Annotated in this window: 15 protein-coding genes and 1 pseudogene; 2 read left to right on the top strand and 14 right to left on the bottom strand. The window is 51.8% G+C overall.

Annotated features, from left to right (window positions below; translation table 11 throughout):
• Positions 1-26: 26 nt before the first annotated feature.
• The 3 genes and pseudogenes from ACSFXJ_RS04735 to ACSFXJ_RS04725 all read right to left on the bottom strand — a co-directional run bounded on the left by ACSFXJ_RS04735 (position 27) and on the right by ACSFXJ_RS04725 (position 2,963).
• Positions 27-1,015: pseudogene (locus ACSFXJ_RS04735) on the bottom strand (anion permease).
• 88 nt (positions 1,016-1,103) lie between these two features.
• Positions 1,104-1,718, bottom strand: coding sequence for a DUF47 domain-containing protein (locus tag ACSFXJ_RS04730; protein ID WP_435924082.1), 615 nt, complete (start codon positions 1,716-1,718; stop codon positions 1,104-1,106).
• 162 nt (positions 1,719-1,880) lie between these two features.
• Positions 1,881-2,963, bottom strand: coding sequence for a DUF3048 domain-containing protein (locus ACSFXJ_RS04725; RefSeq protein ID WP_435924081.1), 1,083 nt, complete (start codon positions 2,961-2,963; stop codon positions 1,881-1,883).
• A 147-nt stretch (positions 2,964-3,110) separates the two neighbouring features.
• On the opposite strand from ACSFXJ_RS04725, the gene ACSFXJ_RS04720 reads away from it, so the two are divergent.
• The gene (locus tag ACSFXJ_RS04720; RefSeq protein WP_435924080.1) at positions 3,111-3,623 is read left to right on the top strand and encodes a DoxX family membrane protein; all 513 of its coding nucleotides are present in this window, start codon (positions 3,111-3,113) and stop codon (positions 3,621-3,623) included.
• Between the two features lie 21 nt (positions 3,624-3,644).
• On the opposite strand, the gene ACSFXJ_RS04715 is transcribed toward ACSFXJ_RS04720, so the two are convergent.
• The 3 genes from ACSFXJ_RS04715 to ACSFXJ_RS04705 all read right to left on the bottom strand — a co-directional run bounded on the left by ACSFXJ_RS04715 (position 3,645) and on the right by ACSFXJ_RS04705 (position 5,660).
• Positions 3,645-4,415, bottom strand: a complete 771-nt coding sequence (locus ACSFXJ_RS04715) for a dioxygenase family protein (RefSeq protein ID WP_435925674.1) — start codon at positions 4,413-4,415, stop codon at positions 3,645-3,647.
• A 116-nt stretch (positions 4,416-4,531) separates the two neighbouring features.
• A complete protein-coding gene (locus ACSFXJ_RS04710; protein WP_435924079.1) occupies positions 4,532-5,362 on the bottom strand; it encodes an alpha/beta hydrolase family protein in 831 nt (276 codons plus the stop codon).
• A gap of 112 nt (positions 5,363-5,474) precedes the next feature.
• Positions 5,475-5,660 carry a hypothetical protein gene (locus tag ACSFXJ_RS04705; protein ID WP_435924078.1) on the bottom strand — a complete coding sequence of 62 codons (186 nt, stop codon included), beginning with the start codon at positions 5,658-5,660 and terminating at the stop codon, positions 5,475-5,477.
• A 233-nt stretch (positions 5,661-5,893) separates the two neighbouring features.
• On the opposite strand from ACSFXJ_RS04705, the gene ACSFXJ_RS04700 reads away from it, so the two are divergent.
• Complete coding sequence (locus ACSFXJ_RS04700) at positions 5,894-6,592, top strand: DUF1129 family protein (RefSeq protein WP_435924076.1); 699 nt, start codon at positions 5,894-5,896, stop codon at positions 6,590-6,592.
• Between the two features lie 50 nt (positions 6,593-6,642).
• On the opposite strand, the gene ACSFXJ_RS04695 is transcribed toward ACSFXJ_RS04700, so the two are convergent.
• The 8 genes from ACSFXJ_RS04695 to ACSFXJ_RS04660 form a co-directional block, all read right to left on the bottom strand.
• On the bottom strand, positions 6,643-7,404 hold the full coding sequence (locus ACSFXJ_RS04695; RefSeq protein WP_435924075.1) for a hypothetical protein: 762 nt from the start codon (positions 7,402-7,404) through the stop codon (positions 6,643-6,645).
• Positions 7,401-8,102 (bottom strand): ABC transporter ATP-binding protein, encoded by a 702-nt coding sequence (locus ACSFXJ_RS04690; protein ID WP_435924074.1) that lies wholly within the window; start codon positions 8,100-8,102, stop codon positions 7,401-7,403. Before ACSFXJ_RS04690 ends, ACSFXJ_RS04695 begins: the two co-directional genes overlap by 4 nt.
• The gene (locus tag ACSFXJ_RS04685) at positions 8,092-8,475 is read right to left on the bottom strand and encodes a GntR family transcriptional regulator (RefSeq protein ID WP_435925673.1); all 384 of its coding nucleotides are present in this window, start codon (positions 8,473-8,475) and stop codon (positions 8,092-8,094) included. The genes ACSFXJ_RS04690 and ACSFXJ_RS04685 overlap by 11 nt, the downstream gene beginning before the upstream one ends.
• A 38-nt stretch (positions 8,476-8,513) precedes the next feature.
• Complete coding sequence (locus tag ACSFXJ_RS04680; RefSeq protein WP_435924073.1) at positions 8,514-9,281, bottom strand: ABC transporter permease; 768 nt, start codon at positions 9,279-9,281, stop codon at positions 8,514-8,516.
• Entirely contained in the window at positions 9,274-10,245 is a 972-nt protein-coding gene (locus ACSFXJ_RS04675; protein WP_435924072.1) for an ABC transporter ATP-binding protein, read from the bottom strand. Before ACSFXJ_RS04675 ends, ACSFXJ_RS04680 begins: the two co-directional genes overlap by 8 nt.
• Before the next feature lie 639 nt (positions 10,246-10,884).
• On the bottom strand, positions 10,885-12,147 hold the full coding sequence (gene ilvA / locus ACSFXJ_RS04670) for a threonine ammonia-lyase IlvA (RefSeq protein ID WP_435924071.1): 1,263 nt from the start codon (positions 12,145-12,147) through the stop codon (positions 10,885-10,887).
• Positions 12,148-12,326: 179 nt separating this feature from the next.
• Positions 12,327-12,554 (bottom strand): hypothetical protein, encoded by a 228-nt coding sequence (locus ACSFXJ_RS04665; protein ID WP_435924070.1) that lies wholly within the window; start codon positions 12,552-12,554, stop codon positions 12,327-12,329.
• A gap of 2,148 nt (positions 12,555-14,702) precedes the next feature.
• Positions 14,703-15,608 carry a helix-turn-helix domain-containing protein gene (locus tag ACSFXJ_RS04660; protein ID WP_435924069.1) on the bottom strand — a complete coding sequence of 302 codons (906 nt, stop codon included), beginning with the start codon at positions 15,606-15,608 and terminating at the stop codon, positions 14,703-14,705.
• Between the last annotated feature and the right edge of the window lie 81 nt (positions 15,609-15,689).

The raw sequence follows: 15,689 nt of genomic DNA, 5'->3' as shown, positions 1-15,689 counted from the left end.
TTTGTCATATGTCATATGTCTCTTTCTTAGAAGAGCACCTTATATATCAATCCCGCAAGCACGGCCACGATCGGAATCGTGATGACCCAAGCGATAACGATTCGTCCCGCCAGCGACCATTTCACCGCCGAAAAGCGTTTCGCGGAGCCGACCCCGAGAATCGCGGATGTGATGGCATGCGTCGTACTCACCGGCAAATGAAGCAGAGTTGCGCCGAAGATTACGGTAGCACCCGTGATGTCGGCCGCAAAGCCGTTAATCGGTTCGATTTTGAAAATTTTCGTGCCCATCGTTTTGATGATTTTCCATCCGCCCACGGACGTCCCAGCGCCATGGCTGTTGCCGCGGACAATTTTACCCACAACGGAACCTCCATATGATCCTGAAAATCCGCCGTGACCAGCGCAAACGTGATGATCCCCATCGCTTTCTGGGCGTCATTCGTTCCGTGCGTGAAGCTTTGGATCGCCGCCGTTACGATTTGCATCGTCCGAAAGCCTTTATTGACCGTATGCGGACTGCGTTTGGCGAAAATCCACTTAAGTACCATCATAACTATATAGCCGACAACAAAAGCGATCAACGGGGACAGTACCAACCCTTCGATGATCGTAATAAAGCCGCTCCAGTTCAACTTCTCCGACCCGGCTCCGACAAAAACGGCTCCGGCCAGCGCGCCGATCAGGGCATGCGACGATGACGAAGGAATGCCGAACCACCAGGTGATCAGGTTCCAAATAATCGCAGCGAGCAAGGTCGCTATGAGCACCTCGAGCCCGTTATCTAGCTTGGCGGGGTCTGCCACGCTTCCGCCGATCGTCTTGGCCACCCCGGTAAACATGATCGCACCGAGAAAGTTCATCACCGCCGCCATCAAGATCGCCGTCCGCGGCTTCAATGCCCGGGTAGATACCGAAGTCGCGATCGCGTTCGCCGTATCATGGAAACCGTTGATGAAGTCAAAGCCGAGAGCCAGTATGATGACTATGATCATAATAAGTAAACTCGTATCCATATTGTTTTTTGCACAGATCTTGTTTCTCTATATATGAATCCGCGCAATCCCAACCTCCCGATAAATCGATTGAAAAGCAAGGCCTAGCTTATGAATTGCGCATAATAATGGATTCAAGCATATTCGCCACATGCTCGCAAGCATCCGTCGTCGTTTCCAGACGTTCGTAAATTTCCTTTTTCTTAATCAGTACGATCGGGTCCGTCACTTTGGCGAACAATTCGTTAATGCAAATTCTCAATAGCTCGTCCCCCTGGTTCTCCAGGTCGTTCAATCGTATCGTATGCTCGCGAATCGCCAGCAATTTCTTTTGAGACAGCAAATGAATGGCCTTTTGGATTTCGTACGCCGAATTACGCAGGATTTCCGCAAAACGAACGATATGCTCGTCCGGCTCGCTCAGGTGGTACATGAAGAAACGGGATACCGTCGCTTCCAGTCCGTCCATGACATCGTCCAACGTCGTCGTCAGGTTCATAATATCGTCGCGCTCGATCGGAGTGATGAACGTTTTGTTCAATTCAACTATAATGGTGTGGGTGTAGCTGTCGCATTTGGATTCGTATTCCTTCATTTGCTTCGCGAACTGCTCCACATCTTTAAATTCCGATACTTGCTGGGCGAAAAAATCAGCGGAATGTACGATCGTATCCGCCATGTTCTCCAAAGTTTCGAAAAAGATGTCCTTTTTCTTCCCTCGCATCTGGGTTCCCCTTTTCTTTATGTGTAGTTTTACACTCCTGTAACACACCTAGAATATCTTAACACAACTCGTCATATTATAGGAAATATTGTCGCAAACATTTCACCGAATCTTTATACTTGCTTTGCTTATATTTACCCTTTTGCTCCCCTTCTTATCCGTTTATTCGATGGTGACGTGACTATCGAAGCTCGGCTCATTAGGGACGACGTTAAAATATGTAGTTCCGGGCACGAACGGAAGCTCTTCATTGTTTTTCACCAAACGGATCACATCATCCGAAGCGTGAACCCATTGGCAGCGGATCACTTTCCCGCCCTGAAACAGAAGCGCGTCGCCGCCAAGATCAAGGTTGACGGCCAGCCGGCCCACATCGTCCAGCACCTTATGGTCGGCGCCCAGCACGACGACATTGGCCGCGGTCAGCGTTTCGCCCGTCTCCAGGTCCGTATGCGGACTTCCGTTAATATTTCGTTTATACAAATTGCTTTGCGGATCGTATTCGTACTTCACCTTGTAATTGTCCAGCTGGAACTTGACCTCTACCGAGTTTGCCGCTTCTCCCTCGACATTATCCTTCGTGTCCCGGAAAAGATAAGCCGGAACATTCGCATCCTCGATCGCATAATTCCGCTTTGCGGCTCCCTCCATCAGCTTTTCCACATTGGAATATAAATTGTGAGGCGCTTTACGCGTCTTGTCCCGCCAGAAATAGGCTCCGGCATTCGTAATCTCGTCGAGATCCTCCTTGTGCTGACGCTGAAGAATGGCGAACGCGTCATTGCTTGCGCCGGCATGGACAAGGACGCCGTGATAGCTTTCTCCGAGCTCGATCATATACGGCCGGATACTGCGGATCGGACCGATCTTCGCGCCATCCGCCCGGCTGTGGTAAATCGCCACCAGCCGGGTAACCCCTCCCTCGGCGAGCACTTCATATACGATATCGGCTCCGTCCAGGCCCGATTGCGGCCTGGCGGCCGGAGCATTGTTCACCATGATCGCCAGCGGGCGGCGGGTGAGCGGCTCCTGAAGAGGCATGCCTGTCAGCGGTGCCTTGTAAGGTGAAACTTCTTCAGGTTCCGATTCCGGAACGGGCGTAACCTCAGGCTCGGCAGCGACGGGGGCCGCGGGCTCGTCCATATTGGAGACGGCCTCACGGCTTCCGCCGCATCCCGAAACGAATAGCAAGCAAAGGGACAACATCAGCAGGATACGGCATGTGCGGGATAATCGTTTTATCATGATTCCTCCGGGATATTAAATGTTGCTCTCATTATACGTCGATTCATGACTCCGCGAAAAGGATATATTGAGGATCGGTCGATCGAACCTTGTGTAATTGTTTAAAAATTAGTATATTTTGTGTAACGATCCAAAGGAGAGGTGTACATGTTTGTTGAATGGTTGAGGAGCAATACGGTTGCGGCATGGCTGTTGGCTATTGTCCGGATTTATCTTGGATATCAATGGCTGACTTCGGGTTGGGGAAAAATCACGGGCGGCTTTGATGCGGAAGGCTATCTTCTCGGAGCCATCGAAAAAAGCGGAGGAGAACATCCGGCAGTGCAAGGCTGGTGGGCCTCTTTTCTGGAGCATTTCGCCTTGCCTGGAGTTGAAGTATTCAACTTTCTGGTTCCCTGGGGAGAGGTGTTGGTCGGGCTCGGGCTCATCCTGGGTCTGTTTACTTGGACAGCCGCGTTATTCGGCATGGTCATGAATTTTGCGTTCCTGTTCTCCGGAACGATTAGTACGAACCCGCAGATGCTGTTGCTTGAGATTTTTATCGTCGTGGCCGGCGCTAACGCCGGACGGATCGGACTCGATGCTTTCGTTCTTCCTTATTTGCGGCGGAGGTTTGGACGGAGAAATTCACACGATTACGGTAGACGCTCATTTCGGTAAATTCCTCCGTCCAGTTTCGACCTACCCGCCGAATCTCCAGCAGTTCAAACTTAAACTGCCGTATTCGTAATCCTGGAAAAGCTTCCGCGCCCGACGATCCGGGTCGGCTGCCCCCATTGCGTATAGCAGCGGGGCAAAGTGCTCGGTCGCATATGACGGAACGGCCTCCCGCGCATGGGGGGCTTTTTTGTCGTATTCGAACAAGGCGCGCAAATTCCAGTTGCTCAACTGCTCCCCGATCCAATCGTCAAAAAGAACCGCCCATGGGGACGGTTCGGCCCCCGAGCGGTTCATCAAGCGCAAATTGTGCACGAGCCCCCCGCTGCCGATAATCAGCACATTCCGTTGACGCAAATCGGAAATCATTTTACCGATCGCGTATTGTTCGGCCGGCGTGCGTGTGGAATCGACGGATAGGGCTACAACCGGGACATCGGCCTCCGGGAACATCGCCTTTAAAATTACCCATGCCCCGTGATCAAGGCCTCTTCCCGAGACCGTCCGAAACGGCAAATTTCCGGAATGGAACAAGGAGCGGATCTCCTGGCTGAGTTCCGGGCTACCCGGCGCTTCATAGCGTATTCGGTACATTTCTTCCGGAAAGCCGTAAAAATCGTGAATCGTCTTATGGACTTCATCTTCCGTCACTAGCTGGACCGGCGAGTCCCAATGGGCCGAAAATATAACGACAGCCCGCGGCGGCTCAAGCATTTCTCGTCCAAGTTGCCGGAGAAAATTCGTATAGTCGTTGCTTTCGATTGCCAGGGTCGGCGCCCCGTGCGCGATAAACAGTGCAGGCTAAGCCATCTTACCTACCTCCTGTCGAGACGGTCCGGATATATCTCCATTCTATCCCGAAAGCGAGCGATTTACCACTTTTTTCAAAATGATTTGAATTTCGTATCCCGTTAAATCATCCAGTTCTGCCAGTCGGTTTGCGCGGCCTCCAATCCACCGAGCCAATCCAAGGTTTTGCGGATCAGCTGATCCCGGGCTTCGCCCGAAGAATACGTGTGGTCCGCCTGAAAGATGATCTCCTTATCGCAGCGGCCTTCCTGCCGCATCCAGAACACCTTCTGAAACAAAAACGCATAGTCGACGGGGATCGTTTCATCGGATGTCCCGTGAATGACGAGCACATCTCCCGAAAATTTGACGGCTTCCTGAAACGGTTGATACGTACCCAAGGATTCGAAGAATACGGGAGAGAGGCGATATCCCAAATAATCGGCGGAGCCCTGTTGAACGGCGCGGTCGTATACTTTGCGCCCCGTGATTTTGACGATATCATTAAACGGGTATCCCACGGAGGACCAAAGGATCAAATTTTTGACCCGTCGGTCGCGCACCGCCGTAATCAAAGCGACCGCACCGCCAAGGCTGTGGCCGATCAGCGTCACCCGGGTCGGATCGATGTCGCTGATGCCGAGCGCGTAATCCAGCACGGTACGGGTTTGGGCTACCATGGATTCGATCCCCTCATTCCCGTATTCTCCGCTGCTCTCGCCGCAGCCGATATAGTCGAACCGCACGACAAGGTTTCCCTGCTTTGCCAGTTCTCTGGCGGTGTTTACGAATAACCGGTCCACGCCGATCCGGCTGCCGACAAAACCGTGGCAGATGACGACAAGCGGTACCCGCCCTTTGCAGCGGCTTTCCCTTTTCACCGCTTCATCCGCGTAATGAATGCTTGCCGTAATCTGCTCATGTTCATGATGAATCGTGATTTGCCGTTCCATGGCCGATCCCTCCTGGATTCCGAATGCTATTTTATATTAATCCGATAAGTTTAATCAGAATAAATGAAGTAAACTTATCTTAGCATCCGTTCGGAGGGCGTGTCAATCGGTTTTATTCATAGGATTGGGCAAAATATTTCCAGGTGAGGTTTTCGTCGGAACCATCCCGTTCGTCGGACAAATCTTCCCCCAGAGCGGATTCCATCATTTCATGCTCACCGAACACTTCCTCCAGATTGCCGCGAGAATTGCTGTTCAACAAATAACGGCGGGTTAACTCTGAATCATAATTGTCCATAGTTCCTGTACCTCCTTTGCCATTTTGTTGTAGTTTCGTCGCAACCTCCCCTTTTTTATTCCCTGTTCATGAAATAGACACACCCTGATGCTTCGGTCTTAGTGGTACGTACATTTCCGAAGTCCCTTGCGAACATGACAAAAATTGCAGTATACTACTGGAGAAAATCGGAAATTCCCAATCAAACTGGGAGAAAAGTTCAGATTTGTACTGCTTGGGAGGAGAGGAAATCATTGTACATTCATGAGATGATTCATGAAACAAAATTGTTGAGGCAGCAAATGAACCCGGCCAACGAGGCCTATTTCGGGGAAATGGTCATGTACATCCGCTCCGGTACGAGTTCGCTGACGGAAGCCAAAGGGGAAGAGGTCCTGCTTGATTTGGCAAGACAAATCATCAAAAATCAGGAGAAAGGCGTATTCGCCCGAGACCTGTTCGGCCCTGACGCTCAAGCTTACTGCCAGCAGCTGGCGGAAGACATCAACATGCGGAAGCCCCGCAGCACGAAGGAAAAAATCATATACTACACGATGATTCCCTGGGTCGCCCTGACTTGGGTCTTCTTCGTTTACATGATCACCGGATTTTTCAGCAAATGGTTCGGCGGCGAGCTGGAATATACGTTAATCAGCAGCGCTTCATTACTGCTTATCGCCGGGCTGTCGATCGTACTTGTCGAGTTGTTTATCCGCTATCTCGGTCCCGGCTCAAGAAAAAACAATGAGCACCAGGAGAACCCCCAACCGCGGAAATTCGATCCGAAATCGCTTGCCGTTTACCTCGGGATCGCCGTCGGTATCGTCGCCGTCGGATTGCTGCTCGGACGGATTATGCCGTCTTTTACCGTTTCCCCGTGGGACAGCCTTATTATTTTCGTCATCGGGATTCTGGGTCAAAAATTTATTTTCGGCCGGCGTCCCAAATCGTAAGTCCTTCGAAGGCCAAAAAAAAGGCCCCGCAACCGCGGGGTCTTTCGCATTTATATTTCCATTCTCCGATTGATCATGTAAGTGATAGCCCACACCATGAGCGCGACGACGACCAGTTCGAAGACGATAGTCCCCCCATTGAATCCCGTCAATTCCGACGCGGTGATTTCCGTACTCGTTCCGCTCGGTCCGGTTTCGACTCTAAATACCCCAAAATTATAGAAGTTACCAACGTCTCCCCCGAATAACCTGCTCTCAATAAAACCGAACACATTCTGGATGACAAAGAAAAACAAGATCGCGACCCATGATCCCGCTTTGCCCCGGATGCTGACCATGGCGCCCACGGTAATCGCCAGAAAGATCGTAATCATGAGCAGCGTATATATCCATATTCCCGACAAAAGGACATAAAACATTTCCTTCGCACTCACGCCCTCAAGAAGCTCCTCCAGACCAACAAATGACGTGTAATCCAGCACGAGTGCATGGACAAACATCAACGCGAGCAGGAGAAGGAGAGAGACCAAGGAAATCAGAATGGCGGAAAATACCGCCCATACCGGGTGAAGCGGCAGCAGCCTGCGGTGGTAGGCTTTCAGATTGTGTTCGAATGTTTTGCAGCCCAGAACGATGAGAAATATACCGGCGCAAGCATACAACATGATGGACAACGGCAAAATCGCTTGCGTTCCCCAGTCCTGTCTAATTCCGAAATATGCGATCAGCGCCTCCAGAATTACCAGAACGACGGCCACGCCAAGATACGTATTCGCATTTCGCTTCCAGTCGTATTTCAACAAATTGATCATGACGAAAACACCTCTTTGAACATGTCGTCGACGCTTTTACCGTATTTCATGCGCAAGTTATCCACTTCATCCTGTAGCACCAGCGATCCGTCCTTGATAAAAATCACTTCATCAAATATCCGCTCGATATCGCGAACCAGGTGAGTGGAAACGATCATGCTGCTGTCCTCATCGTAAAATTCGACGATCGCATCCAGGATCTTGGTCCGGGCCACCGGATCGACGCCGCCGATCGGCTCGTCGAGCAAATATAACTTCGCTTTCCGGGACAGCGTCAAAGTCAATTGCAACCGTTCGTTCATCCCTTTGGATAAGGAGGAGACCCGCTCACGTTCCTGCAAGTTCATGAAATCAAGCATCCGGCGCGCTTTTTCTTCATCAAAGTCCTCATAAAAGTCGCGGTAGAACCCGACCGCATCCTTTACCTTCATCCAAGATTCCGTCAGCGGCTGATCCGGCATGAAGGACACGAGCGATTTGGTCGCCAGCCCCGCCGGAACCCCGAGAACCGTGGCGCGTCCGGCCGAAGCCGGGATCAGTCCGGCGGCAATCTTCATGATGGTGCTCTTGCCGCTGCCGTTCGTCCCGAGCAGTCCGATGATTTTACCGGGTCCGATGCCGAAGGTGACTTGATTAAGGGCTGTTTTGGAGCGATAAGACTTGGATACTCCTTCAAATTGAAGTAACTTATCGGTCATGACCTTGTCTCTCCTCCCTGACGGCTTCAGCCACGATTTTCGCGATATCCGGGTTTGAAAAGCCGAGCTCCTGCATGCCATGAATAAAGCGGTCCAGCAGATCGCCGGCCATCTCTTTTTTGATCGTCATAATTTTCGATTCCTCGCTTGTCACATATCTTCCAAGTCCCCGTTTCGTCTCCACGACGGCTTCCCGCTCCAGCTCCTGAAACGTGCGTTGCACGGTGTTCGGATTGATCTGCAGCTCGGCCGCGAGCTCCCGGACGGACGGAATCTTGTCGCCCGGCTTCAGTTTGCCGGTTACGATTTCCCGTTTGATATAATTCATGATTTGCAAATAGATCGGCAGATTGTTGTCAAATTCGATCACAATGTGACCCTTCCTTTCCGCCGGGATTGAAGGCCGTAGGTTTAAGCGACATCCCGTTTTCTAAACGTACCAAAGCTGATTCCGAGAAACAAAGCCATATAAACCGCCAGCACGATCAGCGAAAATGCCAGGGTCATCCCGGACACGGGCGGCGTGCCTCCCTCCAGATAAACCGACAAGTCGGTGTTGGCGAACAGAACATATTTGACAAAATCATACCTTGCCAGCAATAGGAGCACAAGACTTTCCAGCATGACAAGCATCATGCCCACGCCGATCGTGGCGCCGGTGGAACGGGTCAGAACCCCGACCATAAAGGTGACGGTTACGTAAATCACGCTGTAGGCCAATTGAACTGCCGCGCCAAGCAGCGCTTTCTCCCAACTGCCCCCCTCCGATCCGAATCCAAACGCGACTCCGCCCGTAAGCAGCGCTGCCGCGAAAGCGGCCAAGGTAAGCGACAAGGTATACAAAAGGACCGTCACATACTTCGTGGCCAGTATTTTGCCGCGGCTCTGCGCCCGGATCAGCAGCAGCTTGATCGTCCCGAGACTATGCTCCTTGGCTACCGTGCCGGCCGTGCCGACGATCGCCAGAAGCGTGAGCAGCTGACCGATCCCTCCATTGCTTTCAAACATGCCTTCCAGGAACGCAAGGCCCGACGCAATTTGATCCGTTTCTCCGAAGCTCTTGACCATAAAAGCGATGAAAACGATGCAAGCGGCGATCACCGCATAAGGAAAAAAGAAGCTCCGTTTCTTGTACATCTTTAACCATTCGTTCGTGACTAACCGGCCAAAACTACGCAATGCGGTTCCCTCCCGTCCATTTCAAAAACTCGTCTTCCAGCGTTTCTTTTCTCTCCTCGATCCTGTAAAGACCGATACCCTCGGCTCCCAGTGCCGATGCGACCCTTGGGATATAGGCGTCGCGCACGGACACGGTGATTTCCTTCCGCTCCTCCGACACGTCCAGGATGCGGATTTCCTCCATCCTTGCGAGCCGCTCCTCCGCCCGTGCCGCATCGTCCACGCGAAGCGTCACATTGACCCGCTCCGTATCGGCGGCCGGCGCCTGGCCGAGCGGGCGCATCGTCACCAGTTTGCCCTCCTGGATCACGACGACGCGGGAGCACATCAGCTCCATTTCCGACAGCAGGTGGCTGGATACCAGTACCGCGATGCCTTCTTCCGCGGCGATCTTCTTCAGGTAATCGCGCATTTCGCGGATTCCGGCCGGATCCAGACCGTTCGTCGGCTCATCGAGGATGAGGATCGACGGCTCGTGCAGCAACGCCTGGGCAATGCCGAGCCTTTGCCGCATGCCGAGCGAATACGCTTTGACCTTTTTGCGCATCGCACCCTCCAGGCCGACGAGCTTCACCACGGTTTTGATCCGCTCTTCCGTAATGCCTTCCGCCATCCGCTGATATTGCTTCAAATTGTCCCAGCCCGTCATGTATGGGTAAAACTCGGGATTTTCGATAATCCCGCCGATTTCGGCAATGGCGTTCGCAAAGTCATGCCGGATGCTTTTGCCTCGAACCAGCACATCGCCTTCCGTCATGCCGATCAATCCGACGATCATCCGGATCGTCGTCGTTTTTCCCGCGCCGTTCGGACCCAGCAGGCCGACGATTTCCCCGCTATGCAGCTCAAAAGAAAGCTTGTCGACGCTCGCTTTGTTTTTAATCCGCTTGGTTACCCCATTTACAGTGAGCACGGGTCCAGCCGTTCCGTTTTCTCCATTCCCGTTTTGCATTTTCACCTTCATCGCTCCTTATCCAATACAGTTCTTGATTCGCCTATTGTTTGTGTTAAGTCTTGTGTTGTGCGCGTGCGCGGTGCCGTGCGTTGTACCGTGTGCGGTGCCGTGTGCGGTGCCGTGCGCCGTGCGTTGTACCGTGTGCGGTGCCGTGCGCCGTGCGTTGTACCGTGTGCGGTGCCGCGCCGTGCCGTGCATTGCACCCGTGCGCCGTGCCGTTGCCGTGCATTGCATCCGTGCGCCGTGCCATGCGCCGTGCGATGTACCGTGCGCCGTGCCGTGTGCGGTGCCGTGCGCCGTGCCGTGCATTGCATCCGTGCGCCGTGCGATGTGCCGTGCATTGCATCCGTGCGCCGTGCGATGTGCCGTGCGCGTCCCGTGTGCCGTGCATGTTTGGCGTATGTAATGTCTGGCACCGAGTATTAGTGTTATAGTTGAATAGTACACTAGTATTTTAACCTTGTAAAGAGGCTTTTATAATTTTGTGATAATCGCCGACTTAAGCAAAGAGCCGCCCCATTGTCTTCATGACTTGTGGAACAGCCCCTAAGTCTGATTCCCTAAAACGCAAAAAGAGGCTGTCTCCCGTCATCGTGACGAGTAGGACAGCCCCTTGCCGGAAACAAACTCCGGATAATCCATATGCGGTTAAATCAGCAAATTAAACAAATTCAAGTCGCGGTTCAATTCCGTGTAGGCGATCCCTTTGGATTCCATCCGTTTGACCAGCCCCTCGTAATCCGCCTTATCGCTGAGCTCGATCCCGACTAAGGCCGGGCCGTTCTCTTTATTGTGCTTCTTCGTATATTCGAACCGCGTGATGTCATCGTTCGGGCCGAGCACCTGCTCGAGAAACTCGCGAAGCGCGCCCGCCCGCTGCGGAAAGTTGATCAGGAAGTAATGCTTCAGCCCCTCATAAATAAGGGAGCGCTCCTTCATTTCCTGCATCCGGTCGATATCGTTGTTGCCGCCGCTGACGATGCACACGACCGTTTTGCCGCGAATTTGCTCACGGTACATGTCGAGCGCGGAAACCGGTAGCGCCCCGGCCGGCTCCACAACGATCGCGCTGTCGTTGTACAGTTCAAGGATCGTCGTGCAGGCTTTGCCTTCCGGCACTTTGACGATGTCGTCCAGCAAACTGGCGGAAATCGCATAGTTTAGATCACCGACGCGTTTGACGGCCGCCCCGTCCACGAACTTGTCGATCGACTCCAGCGTAACGACCTTCTTCTGCTTGATCGATTCCGCCATGGATGCCGCGCCGGACGGCTCCACGCCGATCAGCTTCGTTTCCGGGCTGACCGTTTTGAAGTAAGTGCCTACCCCGGAAACCAGGCCGCCCCCGCCGATGGTCACGAACACAAAATCGGCCGGAGCATCGAGGCTCTCCATAATTTCCATCGCGATCGTTCCGTTTCCGGCCACGATTTTCGGATCGTCAAACGGATGGATAAACGTTCTGCCGTCCTCTTTGCATGCTTTCATCGCCTCTTCGTAGGCGTCGTCATACGTATCCCCCGTCAAAATCACATCGATCGCGGACCCGCCGAACCGTTTAACCTGTTTAATCTTCTGATTCGGCGTCGTGCTCGGCATAAAGATTTTACCGTGAATGCCCAGAGCATGACAGGAATAGGCGACCCCTTGCGCATGGTTGCCGGCGCTTGCGCACACGATCCCCTTGGCCAGCTCCTCCTCGCTCAAACTGCGGATCATATTGTAAGCCCCTCGGATTTTAAAAGAGCGGACAATTTGCAAATCCTCGCGCTTCAAATACACCTTGCAATCGTATTTAGCCGACAGTGTCGGATCAAGCTGAAGCGGAGTACGTCTTACGACTTCTTTCAAAACATGATGGGCACGCACGATATCCGCCATTTCTACCGTTTGCCGTTCCGTATGGTTCATCTCGATCTCCTCGCTTTATTACAGTAACATGTCTCTCATTCTTTTAACGTTACACCGGAAACGGCGCGGGTTCAAGAGGTATCTTTTGCGTGCAAAATAAAACACCCTTTGACGGCAAGCAAACACATAGCCGCTCAAAGAGTGTTTTGTACGATCCGAATTTGCCGCGCGGGCACCTGTTAATCTTTCTTCGGAACAAGCTTTTGGTTGGTACGCCCCTCCGCATGCTTGATCTGTGCCAGCTCCGTGAGCTTCCACTCCGTTTTGCCCAGCACCAGATCGGCGGGGAATTCCTCGCCCTTTTGCAAATAGTTTTCACGGCCGAGTTCATCGGTATAGACGCCTTCCACTTCTACGTTTTCACCGGATACCGGGAGCATGTCTTTCTTCTCGTTGCTCAACATCATCGCCTCCTCCCGGATATTATTTCCCGGGCCGAACGCTTTATCCAAGCGAAATCCATTTCCGGAAGGAGGGGAGAGTGACAATGGGGGGATCCGGTTCGGCAACAAAATGCGTTAGGACTGTAACTAACAGCCAGCATCATACATAAGTTACGGCCCATAGATCGAATCGACCCGTCGACTAACTTTTTACACGCTAACGATCTAACGCTCGTAGCAGGCGCTAAAATGCCGAACACACACCTTTAGATTCTAACGGTCGTTCACGCTGTTAATGTGCTGCTGGGACCCGATTTACCACACTTTTGCCTAAATAAGCGCTGATACAACCGTTAGCCATGTTAAGTGTTGAATTTTAGCTGAAAAGCGTCGGTGGCAACCGTTACAGTTACGTATTCATGCAAAAAGACCATCCGAACGTGCCGGATAGCCCTTAAACATGAGTTAAGACCTCTAGAATCAATCCGCCGACTACTATTTACTCGCTAACGCTCGTATCAGGCGCTAAAATGCCGAAAACCCATACCTTTTAGATTCTAACGGTTGCTCCCGCTGTTATTGAGCTGCTAAGGATCCGATTTACCACAGTTTTGCCTAAATAAGCGCTCATGCAACCTTTAGCCGTGTTGAGTGTAGGTTTTTAGCCGAATAACGTCGGTGGCAACCGTTACAGTTACGTATTCATGCAAAAAGACCATCCGAACTTGCCGGATGGCCCTTAAACATGAGTTAAGACCTCTAGAATCAATCCGCCGGACTACTATTTACTCGCTAACGCTCGTATCAGGCGCTAAAATGCCGAAAACACATATCTTTAGATTCTAACGGTTGCTCCCGCTGTTAATGAGCTGCTGAGGACCCGATTTACCACAGTTTTGCCTAAATAAGCACTGAGGCAACCGTTAGCCATGTAAAGTGTTGATTTTTAGCTGAATAGCGTCGGTGGCAACCGTTACAGTTACGTATTTATGTAAAATGACTATCCGAGCGTGCCGGATGGCCCTTAAACATGAGTTAAGACCTCTAGAATCGATCCGTCGACTACTATATTCGCGCTAACGCTCGTAGCAGGCGCTAAATTGCCGTAAACACACACCTTTAGATTCTAACGGTTGCCCCTGCTGTTAATGAGCTGTTGGGGACCCGATTTACCACATTTTTGCCTAATAAGCGCTGAGGCAACCGTTAGCCATGCAAAGTGTTGATTTTTAGCCGAATAACGTCGGTGGCAACCGTTACAGTTACGTATTCATGCAAAAAGACCATCCGAACTTGCCGGATGGCCCTTAAACATGAGTTAAGACCTCTAGAATCAATCCGCCGACTACTATTTACTCGCTAACGCTCGTATCAGGCGCTAAAATGCCGAAAACACATATCTTTAGATTCTAACGGTTGCCCCTGCTGTTATTGAGCTGCTAAGGACCCGATTTACTACATTTTTGCCTAAATAAGCGCTGATGCAACCGTTAGCCATGTAAAGTGTTGATTTTTAGCCGAATAGCGTCGGTGGCAACCGTTACAGTTACGTATTTATGTAAAATGACCATCCGAGCGTGCCGGATGGCCCTTAAACATGAGTTAAGACCTCTAGAATCGATCCGTCGACTACTATTTACTCGCTAACGCTCGTATCAGGCGCTAAAATGCCGAAAACACATACCTGTAGATTCTAACGGTTGCCCCTGCTGTTATTGAGCTGCTAAGGACCCGATTTACTACATTTTTGCCTAAATAAGCGCTGATGCAACCGTTAGCCATGTAAAGTGTTGATTTTTAGCTGAATAGCGTCGGTGGCAACCGTTACAGTTACGTATTTATGTAAAATGACTATCCGAGTGTGCCGGATGGCCCTTAAACATGAGTTAAGACCTCTAGAATCGATCCGTCGACTACTATATTCGCGCTAACGCTCGTAGCAGGCGCTAAATTGCCGTAAACACACACCTTTAGATTCTAACGGTTGCCCCTGCTGTTAATGAGCTGTTGGGGACCCGATTTACCACATTTTTGCCTAATAAGCGCTGAGGCAACCGTTAGCCATGCAAAGTGTTAATTTTATGCTGAATAGCGTCGGTGGCAACCGTTACAGTTACGTATTCATATAAAAAGACCATCCGAACGTGCCGGATGGCCCAAATTTCCCAATTCTCAAATCCGTTTGACAGGCCGCAGAACCGCGTATCCGTACCCTTCCGGAAAATGCCGCTGATAATCCTGTTTGTCCTCTTCGTCCCATGCATACCCCAGCGATTCGGGATTAAAGTTCCACGCCAGTGCTTCCACCGCCTGCATCACGGCCCAATTGTCCTTCAGATAGTCAAAGGGCGGATGAAAAAACACCAGGTACTCGGATGCCGGAATCAGCCTGCTTTCCATCCCGTCCGGAATCAAGCCCGAATCTTCCACGGGGACGGGGATTCCATATAAGTAGCCTTTCTTCCCGTTGTCGTAAAACCATCCGGCCGTCTGGCCGAGCTGTCCGATCAGCGTCCGCGAGGACATGCTCTCCAATGTCCCGCAAATTTCGTCGCAGTCATGCCCGTTCGACCAGAACGAGCCGTAGTCCGATACTTCCTTGTCCCGGATTCCGATAAATTGATGGGCCGGAATGTACTCAACCTTAACCTCGATATGCTTGATCGCGGATGTAAAGTTCATGTTCCACTGCTCCTTCATCGCGTAATGATAAGGAGAAAACACTTCCTGCCGGACGGCCAGCCTGATGGGACGTTTCGATTTCCGGTAGGCGCCCGGCGTAAAGCCGAACGCTTTGACGAACGCCCGGGACATCGCCTCCTGGGACGAAAAACCGCATTCGACGGCAATGTCCAGCACCCGTTTGTCCGTGTCGCGGAGCTCCAGGGCGGCACGGCTAATCCGGCGCATCCGGACATAATCCCGAAGCGTCATCCCCGTCAAGGCATGAAACTGCTTTGTGCAGTAATGAGGCGAGTATCCCAATTGCCGCGACATCGTCAGCAGCGAGGACGTCTCTTCCAAATGTTCGTCGACCCAGTCGATCATCCGCTGGACCATCTCGTTCCATTCGTACATCCGGCAGCTCTCCTTTCGTTAACAATGTATCACGATCGTTTTCGGAGCTTTTGATCCGAATTGCAATGGTAAGAATTCGCC

The sequence above is a fragment of the Paenibacillus salivarius genome, assembly GCF_051307165.1.
Taxonomy (GTDB): domain Bacteria; phylum Bacillota; class Bacilli; order Paenibacillales; family Paenibacillaceae; genus Fontibacillus.
This window is presented reverse-complemented; position numbering and strand designations above follow the sequence as displayed.

Coding starts and splice junctions, on each gene's coding strand:
- ACSFXJ_RS04720 (WP_435924080.1), top strand. CDS start 3,111: ATGTTTGTTGAATGGTTGAGGAGCAATACGGTTGCGGCATGGCTGTTG.
- ACSFXJ_RS04730 (WP_435924082.1), bottom strand. CDS start 1,718: ATGCGAGGGAAGAAAAAGGACATCTTTTTCGAAACTTTGGAGAACATG.
- ACSFXJ_RS04725 (WP_435924081.1), bottom strand. CDS start 2,963: ATGATAAAACGATTATCCCGCACATGCCGTATCCTGCTGATGTTGTCC.
- ACSFXJ_RS04705 (WP_435924078.1), bottom strand. CDS start 5,660: ATGGACAATTATGATTCAGAGTTAACCCGCCGTTATTTGTTGAACAGC.
- ACSFXJ_RS04695 (WP_435924075.1), bottom strand. CDS start 7,404: ATGATCAATTTGTTGAAATACGACTGGAAGCGAAATGCGAATACGTAT.
- ACSFXJ_RS04710 (WP_435924079.1), bottom strand. CDS start 5,362: ATGGAACGGCAAATCACGATTCATCATGAACATGAGCAGATTACGGCA.
- ilvA (WP_435924071.1), bottom strand. CDS start 12,147: ATGAACCATACGGAACGGCAAACGGTAGAAATGGCGGATATCGTGCGT.
- ACSFXJ_RS04690 (WP_435924074.1), bottom strand. CDS start 8,102: ATGACCGATAAGTTACTTCAATTTGAAGGAGTATCCAAGTCTTATCGC.
- ACSFXJ_RS04665 (WP_435924070.1), bottom strand. CDS start 12,554: ATGATGTTGAGCAACGAGAAGAAAGACATGCTCCCGGTATCCGGTGAA.
- ACSFXJ_RS04660 (WP_435924069.1), bottom strand. CDS start 15,608: ATGTACGAATGGAACGAGATGGTCCAGCGGATGATCGACTGGGTCGAC.
- ACSFXJ_RS04675 (WP_435924072.1), bottom strand. CDS start 10,245: ATGAAGGTGAAAATGCAAAACGGGAATGGAGAAAACGGAACGGCTGGA.